1 protein-coding gene is annotated in these 1,617 nt (G+C 39.9%); it reads right to left on the bottom strand.

Going from position 1 to position 1,617, the window contains the following annotated elements:
• Positions 1 to 77: 77 nt before the first annotated feature.
• The gene (locus tag ACYQ21_RS15500) at positions 78 to 1,301 is read right to left on the bottom strand and encodes an IS110 family RNA-guided transposase (protein ID WP_460059574.1); all 1,224 of its coding nucleotides are present in this window, start codon (positions 1,299 to 1,301) and stop codon (positions 78 to 80) included.
• Positions 1,302 to 1,617 lie beyond the last annotated feature (316 nt).

Raw genomic sequence — 1,617 nt, 5'->3', positions numbered from 1 at the left:
AAGTTTGAAAAAAACTCAAAATAGAAGCGCCCCAAGAAAAAGGGCGCACAAAAAGTATTATTTGACTTACTAAAAAATTAAGCGACATTGAACCCGTGTTTTTGAGCGTATTTGATAGCTCCTTGAACAGATAGCTTCTTGGTAGGAACATCTATCTGCTTGTAAAGCTCAGGATTGTAAGGCTCATTTCTAAGCAAGATGTGGTAAATTGCGACCAGTAACCTGTGAGAGATTGCGATAATCGCTTTCTTGTGTCCTCGTCTTTTCCTGAGTTGTAGATATTTATTTCTCATCTCAGGGTGTTTCTCAGAACGTACAATAGCGTTAGCGACTTGTACGAGTAAAGGCTTTAGATACTGTCCGCCTTTAGAAATTCTGGTTGAATATTTCTTCCCCGCACTTTCGTTATTGGCAGGTACAACTCCCGCCCAAGAACAAAGTTTTCCGGGTGTTGAAAATTGTGTCATATCTACGCCAATTTCAGAAATAATTCTGAGCGCCGTCATCTGATTTTTAAAACCAGGTACTGTTTGAATGAGTTCCTGTTGGTGTTTAAATTCCTTGCCCAATTCAAGAATCATCTGGTCTAGATTATTCTTACAAAAAGTTAGGGCATCGAAATGTGCCTTGATGACTCGGAGTTTGTTTGCCTGTTCTTCTGATAAGTCACAGTCAAGAGCCCGTGTCATTTGTTCGGCAGATGCTTTCATGCTTTTGTGCATAAGCTTTTCGATATCAGGTGTCTGTTTGGGATTGTCAAGGATGCTCGTGATAATGTTTTGAGCACTTTTTCCGAACACATCGGAAACAACACTTGCAATCTGAAGGTTTGACCAAGTTAGACAGTTTTGATAACGATTTTTCTCGCCAGTTTGGCAATTTGTCAACTTCATTCGATATCGAAAGAGATCACGTAATTGTCGAATAGCGATTGGTGGTATGAAAGACCCAGCGACTAGGTCGTGTTTGAACAAATCCGCAATCCACTGCGCATCTTTCTTGTCTGTTTTCTTCCCCCGAATTGCTTTAACATATTTGGGATGTGCCAGACAGATATTGCAGGATTCTTCGAGGATATTGTAGACAGGAATCCAATATTTGCCAGTAGATTCCATACAAACCTCAAAGCAGGAATAGTATTCCAACCACTTGCGAAGTTCAATAAGTTGATTAGTGAAAGTTGAAAATCGGTGACGTTTGTATTCAGTAATGCCTTTATCGTTGGTTATCGCAAGTACCGCTACGACAAAGGATTTGTGAACGTCAATCCCACAACAGATGGGATGCACAATTTTTAACATAGTAAATTTCTCCTCCCCAAAAATTAGAGGAGACGAAGACATTGACTGCGAAGCTCTCTACAAACGAGTCGTTTATCCAAACATAAGTTTTCGTGCTCAATGACACAGTTAGTTGTACTTGTAAAGCTAAGCTACACCTATAATTATACAAGGTCGAAACAAGTTCCGCACTTATTCTCCTCCCCGTGATTTGTAGTGTATCTATGCTCCTCCAAATACATTTTAACAAAAAATAGAAGAACGCTCCTAACTTGAAGCAACACTTTTTCATTCGGTGTTGTGCCTGAGTGCGGAGCGCGAAAGGAATAGATTATAA

Source organism: Pseudolactococcus yaeyamensis (genome assembly GCF_054658615.1).
This window is presented reverse-complemented; position numbering and strand designations above follow the sequence as displayed.

Coding starts and splice junctions, on each gene's coding strand:
- ACYQ21_RS15500 (WP_460059574.1), bottom strand. CDS start 1,301: ATGTTAAAAATTGTGCATCCCATCTGTTGTGGGATTGACGTTCACAAA.